At 66.9% G+C, this 8,575-nt stretch carries 9 protein-coding genes; all 9 read right to left on the reverse strand.

All coding sequences use genetic code 11. The annotated features are described in order from the left end of the window. On the reverse strand, positions 1-716 hold a 716-nt coding region (locus QOC69_RS22430; protein WP_526443694.1), incomplete at its 3' end, for an SDR family NAD(P)-dependent oxidoreductase. A gap of 3 nt (positions 717-719) precedes the next feature. Next, positions 720-1,973: an FAS1-like dehydratase domain-containing protein gene (locus QOC69_RS22435; RefSeq protein ID WP_526443696.1), complete on the reverse strand. Its 1,254-nt coding sequence runs from the start codon at positions 1,971-1,973 to the stop codon at positions 720-722. A gap of 13 nt (positions 1,974-1,986) precedes the next feature. Continuing rightward, positions 1,987-2,784 (reverse strand): alpha/beta fold hydrolase, encoded by a 798-nt coding sequence (locus tag QOC69_RS22440; RefSeq protein ID WP_526443710.1) that lies wholly within the window; start codon positions 2,782-2,784, stop codon positions 1,987-1,989. A 45-nt stretch (positions 2,785-2,829) separates the two neighbouring features. After that, the gene (locus QOC69_RS22445) at positions 2,830-3,582 is read right to left on the reverse strand and encodes an enoyl-CoA hydratase/isomerase family protein (protein WP_526443698.1); all 753 of its coding nucleotides are present in this window, start codon (positions 3,580-3,582) and stop codon (positions 2,830-2,832) included. Between the two features lie 10 nt (positions 3,583-3,592). Next, a complete protein-coding gene (locus QOC69_RS22450) occupies positions 3,593-4,735 on the reverse strand; it encodes an acyl-CoA dehydrogenase family protein (protein WP_526443700.1) in 1,143 nt (380 codons plus the stop codon). A 10-nt stretch (positions 4,736-4,745) separates the two neighbouring features. Continuing rightward, entirely contained in the window at positions 4,746-6,041 is a 1,296-nt protein-coding gene (locus tag QOC69_RS22455) for an FAS1-like dehydratase domain-containing protein (protein ID WP_526443702.1), read from the reverse strand. Between the two features lie 8 nt (positions 6,042-6,049). After that, on the reverse strand, positions 6,050-6,913 hold the full coding sequence (locus QOC69_RS22460) for a mycofactocin-coupled SDR family oxidoreductase (protein WP_526443704.1): 864 nt from the start codon (positions 6,911-6,913) through the stop codon (positions 6,050-6,052). A gap of 2 nt (positions 6,914-6,915) precedes the next feature. Beyond that, the gene (locus tag QOC69_RS22465) at positions 6,916-7,725 is read right to left on the reverse strand and encodes an enoyl-CoA hydratase/isomerase family protein (protein WP_526443706.1); all 810 of its coding nucleotides are present in this window, start codon (positions 7,723-7,725) and stop codon (positions 6,916-6,918) included. A gap of 12 nt (positions 7,726-7,737) precedes the next feature. Further along, positions 7,738-8,575: class I adenylate-forming enzyme family protein (locus tag QOC69_RS22470; RefSeq protein ID WP_526443708.1), on the reverse strand; the 838-nt coding region annotated here is incomplete at its 5' end.

Below are 8,575 nucleotides of genomic sequence, written 5' to 3' on the forward strand. Positions count from 1 at the left end.
TCGGACGGGATGCCTGCCCGGCCCAGATCTGCACGCACGCCGAAGAATTCCGAGATGTACCGCATCACCGACCTCGGGTCGTCCGCGCTGACGCCAGCGTCGGTCGGCAATGTCTCGATGTGCCGCACCATCTGATCGGAGATGTAGGTACCGGGGGAAACGGTGTTGGCCAGGATTCCGTCCGCAGCCAGCTCCAGCGACAGGTTCTTGGTGATGCTGGTCAACGCTGCCTTGGCAGCGGTGTACTCGATCAAACCGAAACCCTGGCTGCGCGCCGACATGGCTGCCAGGTTGACGATCCGAGCCCATTTGGCTGCCCGGAGCAACGGCAGCGCTGCCCGCGCCGACCGTACGGCGCTTAGCGCCCCGATGACGAAGGCGTCGACGAACTGTTCGTCGGACACCTGATCCCATGGCAGCTGCGAGACGTCGGGCCCAACGGCGCACACCAGCGAGTTGAGCTCACCCCAACGTTGGCCCAGTTCTGCAAAACCGTTGGTGATGCTGGTGGCATCGCTCGCGTCCACCGAGAGCCCGATCGCGTCGGGAGAGCCGAGTTCGGTCAACCTCGCCACCGTCTCGTCGAGCGCTTCGCGCCCACGTGCCATGACAGCCACTCGGGCACCGTCAGCGGCGAAGCACTCGGCGGCCGCGCGCCCCATCCCCTTGCTTCCACCCTGTACGCATATGGCGGCGCCGGCCAGGCCCAGTTCCATGTCCTAGGCACCCACCCCGTACCGGTCGAGCTCGTGAGCCAACATCCCGTCGACGGTGGCGGCGGGCGGCTCGGGAAGCGTGACCGGCTCGTCACGAGAAGGCAGCAGCACCACCGCGGTACCCGGAGTGGTCACCTCGCCCCGCTGGTTCTCGCACCGTACGGCGACGTGAACCTCGTTGCCCCCGTCCGTCACTCGTTTGTCGACGACTTCGCCTCGGACCCAGGTCACGTCGCCCTGGTAGTTGAACTTGCGGTGCTCGCATCGAAGTTTCCACAGCCAGCCGTCGTCGCCGATCCAGTCCGTCAGGAGGTGACACAGCCAGGTCTCGCGCATCCCGCCGTAGTCATAGCTGTTGGGCAGGCCCAGCTCCTGCGCTCGCGCGGGTTCCCAGTGCAGACGCTGCACCGTGTCGGGAACGTTGAGGTTGTTCGGCGGGTACAGCCCCGGCGCCTTGCGACGGACCCTTGCGGCGATCCCGAACGTCCCAGGGGGCGTGAGCTGCATCCCCCACCCCATGTGCCACACCACCACGTCCGTCGTGGTGAGTGGGCCCTTCACACGCTGCGGCAATTCCTCGTCGACCGCGACATCCTCGAAGTAGCGCGGCTCCGGCCCGCGGTGGGTCTCGGCCGCGTAGGCGGCATCGATCTCGGCAAGCTGCTCGGGGGTGTACGGCTGTTGCTCGAGGCGCTCCTTCGCTCGCTTCTTCGACGCGTCGCGCTCGGCGTTGATCCACGTGCCGCGCTGAACGGCGTGCATCTGACCGTCGCCGGTGAAGTACAGGTAGTCGAGCGTGACGTGTGCGGTGCGGCCACCGAAGCGCGACGTCTTCTCCTCGACACCGACCTGCGCCTCGAGCACCCGGCAGCGGTCGCCGAGTTGCAACGGACGCCACCACTCGAATTCCATCACCGCCTGGTAGCTACCCAACCCCGCGAACGGATCTCCCTTCAGCAGGGCCTTGGTTTCCGGGTCCGGCTTGGGTGCGGCGTCCTCCCCCATCGTGTACAGAAACGTGGGTGGTGCCACCAGCCGGCCCCAGCGCGTCCCCGCCGCGTAGTCGGGATCGCAGTACAACGGGTTGTCGTCGCCGTAGCCGTACGCGAAGTGGCGCACGCCGTCCCAGGTCACCTCGTAGTTGTGTGGCTTGTTCTGCTGCGGGCGCGGCACCCCCAACCGCAGCCGCGACCTGGCGAACGCGTCGTCGGTGAGCACGCCGTACATCTCGGCGGTCTTCTCCGGAACTGTCGTCATTGTGGCCTCCCCTTCACCCGTTGCGGATCGCTGCGGCAAGCTTTTGCGGCGCATCGAGCATCACGAACGCGGAGCAGTCCGGGATCTCGATCAACGTGGAGTTGGGGAACGCATCACGCAGGCGTAGGGCGTGGTCGAGGGGGAACAGCTTGTCCTCGGTGCCCCATGTCAGGGTGACAGGCCTGTCGAACGCCTCGATTGCCGGTGCGGCGCGCAGGGTGAGCGCCGGATCCAACGAGGCGGTCACCGTGACGGCGTCGCGGCGGGCGGACCCGCTGGTCGCGAAGGCTCCGAAGACCTCGCGCTGACGGTCCATCGTCGGCGGCGTGTGGCACACCTGCTTCAGGAAGAAGCTCTGTCCCGGACCCGTGGCCAACAGCCGCAGTATGCCTCCACCCACCGCAGGACTGAACCGGCAAAGCTTCACGATCTGCACGAAGGAGCCTGGCGGAAAGTGTTCGTAGCTATCGCAATTGGTGAGCACCAAACGGGCGATCGGCGACGTGTCAAGCGTCGGATCGCCCAGCGACGCCAGGACCAGGCCCCCGCCGGTGTCATTGGCGACCACGGTGACGTCGGCCAGGTCGAGCGCCTCCATGAAGTGAACGATGCGCCGAGAAGCCGCTTCGGCGCCGAGATCCGCGCCGTCGGTCGGTGTGCTGTGTGCACCCAGCGGCCAGATCGGCACGATGCAGCGGAAGCCGTCGCCGAGTTCGGCCACGACGTCGTTCCACACGGCGCCGGCGACGTAGACGCCGTGCACGAACAGGATCGTCGGCCCGGTCCCCGTGTCGACGTACTCGACGTCCAGCCCGTCGACGCGAACCCGCTTGGTAGTCATATAGCTCTCCTATGTTCAGTGGCCACGAAACTCGGCCTCGCGGCACTCCCTGAACGCGCGTACCCCTTCGCGGAAGTCCTCCGTGCCGATCAGCGCCAGCTGGCCCTCGGCCTCGATCGCCTGCACCGGCTCGAGTTCACCGAGCGTCGCGGCGGCCAGGGCGCGCTTGGTCCAGCCGAGTGACACGGTAGGCCCGCAGGCCACCGATTGGAGCACCGCCTCGAGCACGGTGTCATAGTCCGCATCGGCCGTCAGGTGCGAAACCATCCCCCACTCGAATGCCGTTGCAGCGTTCACCCTTTCGGCGGTCATTGCCATCCGAGCCGCCCGCGCCCTGCCGATCAGCCCTGGCAGCAATGCGCACGCGCCGCCGTCCGGCATCAGTCCCACCCTGCTGAACGCCAGCTGGAAGTACGCCGAAGGAGCGGCGACCACCAGATCGCAGGCCAGCGCCAGCGGGCAGCCGAAGCCGACTGCCGCGCCGTGCACACCGGCCACCACCGGCTTGGGCAGCGCCGTGATCGCCCGCACCACCCGGTTGGCGACCTCGGCCGCGCCTGCAGTGTCGCCGCCGGTCAGGTCGCCGCCGTAGCAGAACGCCCGCCCCGCGCCGATGAGCAGCACCGCACGTACCGACTCGTCGGTCGCATCACCGAGGCGGCCTTGCAGCTCGTCGAGCATGGGGGTGTCGACGGCATTGAACTTGTCCGGGCGGTCCAGCCGTATCCGCAGGACCGCGCCATCGTGCTCGACCGAGATGCCGTTCACCGCAACGAGATCACAGGCCGAGATCGCGGCCGATGATGTCCTTCATGATCTCGGTGGTGCCGCCGAAGATTGTCATGATGCGGTTGTCCATGTAATCGCGGGCCACGCGGTATTCGGTCATGTAGCCGTAGCCGCCGTGCAACTGCACGCAGCCGTCGATCACCTTCTTGGCCGTCTCGGTGCACCACCACTTGGCCTTCGACGCCTCGACCGCCGTGAGCTCACCGTCGACGACGGCCTGCAGGCACCGGTCGATGTACTGCTCACCGATCTCGAGTTCGGTGTCCATCTCGGCCAGCAGGAATCGGTTGTGCTGAAAGCTGCCGATCGACTGGCCGAAGGCCTTGCGGTCTTTGGCATACTGCAGTGTCTGGCGCCAGGTTTCGCGCGCGCCTGCGATGGCCGAGATGGCGATGGACAACCGTTCCGACGGAAGGTTGGCCATGAGGTGATAGAAGCCGCGCCCCTCCTTGCCGAGCAGGTTGGCCGACGGCACCCGGACGTTGTCGAAGTTGAGTTCGGCGGTGTCCTGGTAGTGCAGGCCCATCTTGTCGAGCTTGCGCCCACGGGTGAAGCCCTCCATGCCGGCCTCGACCACGAACAGGGTGAAGCCCTTGTGCCCGGCGTCGGGGTTGGTGCGACACACCACCACGACGAGATCGCAGTTTATGCCCGAGGAGATGAACGTCTTGGAACCGTTGACGATCCAGTCGTCGCCGTCCCGCACCGCCGAGGTCTTGATGCCTGCCAGATCGCTGCCCGCGCCAGGCTCGGTCATCGCGACGGCGACGATCAGTTCGCCGCTGGTGATGCCAGGGAGCCAGCGCTGCTTCTGCTCGTCATCGGCCAACCCCGAGAAGTACGGCCCCACGACGTCGTTCTGCAGGCTCAGCGCGGGCGCTGGTCCGCCGTAGCGGGCGATCTCCTCATCGATGACGGCGTTGAACCGGAAGTCGTCGACGCCAGCGCCGCCGTACTCCTCGGGCATGTTGAACCCGATCAGACCATGCTTGCCCGCGGCCACCCACGCAGATCGGTCGACCAGACGCTCACTCTCCCAACGCTCGGCGTTGGGCACCAACTCCTGCTCGATGAACTGCCGGACCGTCTCGCGGAACGCCTCGTGGTCGTCCTCCAGAACGAGTCGCTTCATGTTTCCTGTCTCACTCTCCATACAGTCGGCGCATCTCCTCGCCGACCCTGCCAGAGACGCGCGAAACGACCTGTGCGCCGCGCCTTCTGAGATCGGTATCCGGAATCGGCAGCACCACGGCGCCGGTCGTCCTCGACGGTAGCAATACCTTGGCGGTCCCGCGCGTGGTGGTCTCGTCGCGCTGGCTGGTGGCCGAGACGTCGATCGAGACGCTGTCATCGGCGGTATCGCCCTTGGCCGTGACTTTGCCGGCGCAGCGATGGACGTCGCCGTGGTAGTTGAAACCGCGCAGCTGGAGATCGAGTTCGGCCAGCCACCCGTCGTCACCGATCCAGTTGGTGAGCAGGTGGCTGACCCACGCCGCCCGCATCTGGCCGTAGTCATACGGCGCCGGAATGCCGAGAGCCTGGGCACGTGCGGCATCCCAGTGCAGGCGTTGTACGACGTCGGGGACACCGTACTCGTCGGGCTGATAGAACGCGGGCATTCGCTTGCGCAGTTGGTGGGCGAACTTCAGCGGCCCGACGCCGTAGCCGCCCCAGCCCCAGCCCATGTGCATGGAGATGATGTCGACGACGGTCAACGGGCCCTTGACGATTCCGGGCAGTTCGTCACCGACGGAGACGTCCTCCCACCACTGCGGGTCGGCGCCGCGGCGCACCTCGGCCTCGTACTCGGACTCGACCTGTTCGAGCTCCTCGGGGGTCCAGTGCTTGCGCTGGATGTCCTTGAGCTTGCCGGACTTCTTGGAGCCCTGTCGTTCCGCATTGATGTAGGACTCGTCGCGAGTGGCGATCGGGTTGCCTTCGACGTCGACGTAGAGGTACCGGAAGGTCTCCCTGACCGAACGACCGGCGGAGAACTCGCTTTCCTTGACCACGACCTCAAGGGTGTAGTTCTCGGCCAGCACCGGCCGGCCCGCGTAGATCGGTCGGTACCACGTCCACTTCACGCCCGAGTAGTACTTGCCGGTGCCACGGAACAGCCCGCGGAACAACTCCTTTCGCTCCGGATCGGTGAACTTCGGCGTCTGGTCCAGCCCCGTCGAGATGGGAAACGTAGGTGGCGCGATCTGGCCATGCCAGCGAGTGGCCGGTCCGTAGGTCGCGTCGTAGAACAGTGGGTTGTCGTCACCGCACCCGAAGGCGAACTGCGTGATCGCATCGGCCGACGGCAGCTTGTTCCACGCCTCGTCGCGCTGGAAGACGGGAATGCCGATCTGCGCCCTGGCGCGTTCGATGTCCTCGTCGGTGATCCGGCCCTCTTCGGCTGCGGCCTCAGCGCTGGACTTCTCGGTGGTGGTCACAGGTCCTCCTAGAACTTCAGCATGGCGCCCGCGTCGACCTTGAACTGCAGGCCCGTCACGAAGCGGGATTCGTCGGACGCCAGGAAGCACACCGCGTTCGAGATGTCGGAGGCCTCCACGAACGGCGTGGGCATCGCCTGCATGGCCGGGAATGCCAGCAAGGCGTCGTCGCGAGTGGGCGACTCGAGGTCCGGCCGGAACTGCCGGTACATCGGCGCGCTGTTGAGCATGTCGGTGTTGACGTTCGTCGGGTGAACGACGTTGGCGCGGATGGATTGTGGCGCCAACTGGCCTGCAAGCTGGAGCGTGTAGGAGTCGACCAACTGCTTGGCGTAGCTGTAGCCCGCTCCGCCGGGCCCTTGAGGTCCGGCCGCCCCTGGCGGCATCTTGGACGCGATCAGCCCGGCGACCGAGCCGGTGGTGATGATCGACCCGCCCGACTTCAGGTACGGCAGCGCGGAGTGCACGGTGTTGACCACGCCGATGAAGTCGACGTCGAAGGCGTCGGCGAAGGCTTGAACGGGGAGGTTCGCACCAAGGGGGCAGATGCCCGCATTGGCGACGACGACGTCGAGCTTGCCGAATTCGGCTACGGCGTTGGCGAGTTCGCGCGCCACCGCTGCGCGATCCCGCACGTCGACCTCGGCGGTGTAGGCCTTGCGACCGGTCTTCTCCACCTCCAGGCCGGCTTCCTCGAGATCACGCGACGTCGCCAGCGGATACTCGTTGGTCTCGATGTCGTGACAGATGTCGAAGAGGATGACGTCGGCACCCTCCTCGGCCAGTTTCACCGCGTGGCTGCGGCCCTGACCGCGTGCCCCGCCGGTGACCAGAACCACTTTTCCTTCTACGCGGCCCGCTCTCGTCTCCATGATCAACGTGCCTTCCATACGGGTTGTCGCTTGTCGGCGAAGGCCAGCGGGCCTTCCTTGGCGTCTTCGGATTTCAGAAGGGCAGTGAACTCGCGAGTGGTGCGATCCCACTTGGGCTCCTCGGCGGCGATGACGCCGTCGTCGGCGCCGTAGGCCACCCGCTTGCTGGCCTGGACTGACAGCGGCGCGTTGACGGTAATCCGCTCGGCGAGCGCCAGCGCGGCCTCCACGACGCTGCCGTCCGGAACCACCTGGTTGATCAGGCCCCACCGGAGCGCGTCTGCAGCGGAGATCGGCTCCCCGGTGAACACCAATTCCAGCGCGATCTTGCGCGGCAACTGGTCGACGATCCGGAAGACCCCACCCGCGCCGGCGATGAGACCCCGTTTCACCTCGGGCAGACCGAAACTCGCACTCTCGCAGGCGACGACGAGGTCACTGGCCAGGGCGAGCTCGCCCCCGCCACCCAGCGCGGTGCCGTTGACGGCGGCGATGGTGGGCTTGTCGATGAAGTGGTGCACGTACCCGGCGAAGCCCCATTCGGCGTGCGCGGCGTGATACAGATTCTCACCGCGTGAGATGGCCTTGAGATCGGCACCGGCGGAGAACGACTTGTCCCCGGCACCGGTGATGACCACAGCCCACACGTCGGGATCGCGCTGCGCCGCATCGAGGGCATCGCCGACCGCCGTGCTCACGGCGCCGTTCACGGCGTTGCGGGCCTCGGGCCGGTTGATGGTGATGAGTGCGACGTTGCCCCGTCGCTCGACGAGGGCCGCTGGGTTCGCCACCTCAGTCACGGATTCGGTCATTGGACATCTCTTTCACGTGGGCCGTTTCTGCATGGCGCCAAGCTCGTCCAGCATGGTGAGCAGCCGGCGGCGGTCGACCTTGAGTGCCGCGCCGCGGGGCAGGGCGTCGACGAGGAAGATGTGGGCGGGCACCTCGTACGGGGTCAACGTGGCCCGGCAGTGTTGGCGCAGTTCCTCGCCGTCGGCGGCTGCGCCAGGACGCAATTCGACTGCGGCAACGGGAATCTGGCCCAGCCGCAGGTCCGGCACGGGTGCGACGGCGGCGTCGGCGACCGACGGGTGCGCTCGCAGTGCCCTGACCACGGTCTCCGGGGATACCTTGAAGCCGCCGCGCACGATCACGTCGTCCGCGCGGCCGTCGATGTAGAGGAAGCCATCGGCGTCGAGATGCGCAAGGTCACTGGTGGTGATCCACCCTCCGGCGCCGCCGGCCTGCGGCGTGGCGACCTGCAGCCTGCCGGACTCGTTCACGCCGAGCACCGCGCCGCCCTCGTCGACGATCTGCAACTGCACCCCGGGGAAGGCGCGTCCAACGCTGCCCTTCTTGTCAGCCCATTGCACGTGGAAATCCTTGACGGTCCAGCCGGCCACCGCGCCGGAGAACTCGGTCGCCCCGTAGACGACGAGGATGGGGATGCCGTATCGCTCGAAGAAGGCGTCGACCAGTTCGGGATCGACGGGGCTGGTGCCCGCGTTGATGGCCCGGATGCTCTCCAGATCCTCCCGCGGGATATCGGAGTCGAGCACCGACCGCATGGCCGCGGGCGGCAACCCGGCGACGGCAGGTCGAAACTCCTTGACCACGGCATGCCAGCCCGGCACGGTGAAACGGTCGAGCATGGCGATCGGG

The organism is Mycobacterium sp. (assembly GCF_032162105.1).
Classification (GTDB): domain Bacteria; phylum Actinomycetota; class Actinomycetes; order Mycobacteriales; family Mycobacteriaceae; genus Mycobacterium.

Excerpts from the sequence above, each read along its gene's own strand:
- QOC69_RS22435 (WP_526443696.1), bottom strand. The coding sequence starts at position 1,973 with ATGACGACAGTTCCGGAGAAGACCGCCGAGATGTACGGCGTGCTCACC.
- QOC69_RS22450 (WP_526443700.1), bottom strand. The coding sequence starts at position 4,735 with ATGAAGCGACTCGTTCTGGAGGACGACCACGAGGCGTTCCGCGAGACG.
- QOC69_RS22460 (WP_526443704.1), bottom strand. The coding sequence starts at position 6,913 with ATGGAGACGAGAGCGGGCCGCGTAGAAGGAAAAGTGGTTCTGGTCACC.
- QOC69_RS22465 (WP_526443706.1), bottom strand. The coding sequence starts at position 7,725 with ATGACCGAATCCGTGACTGAGGTGGCGAACCCAGCGGCCCTCGTCGAG.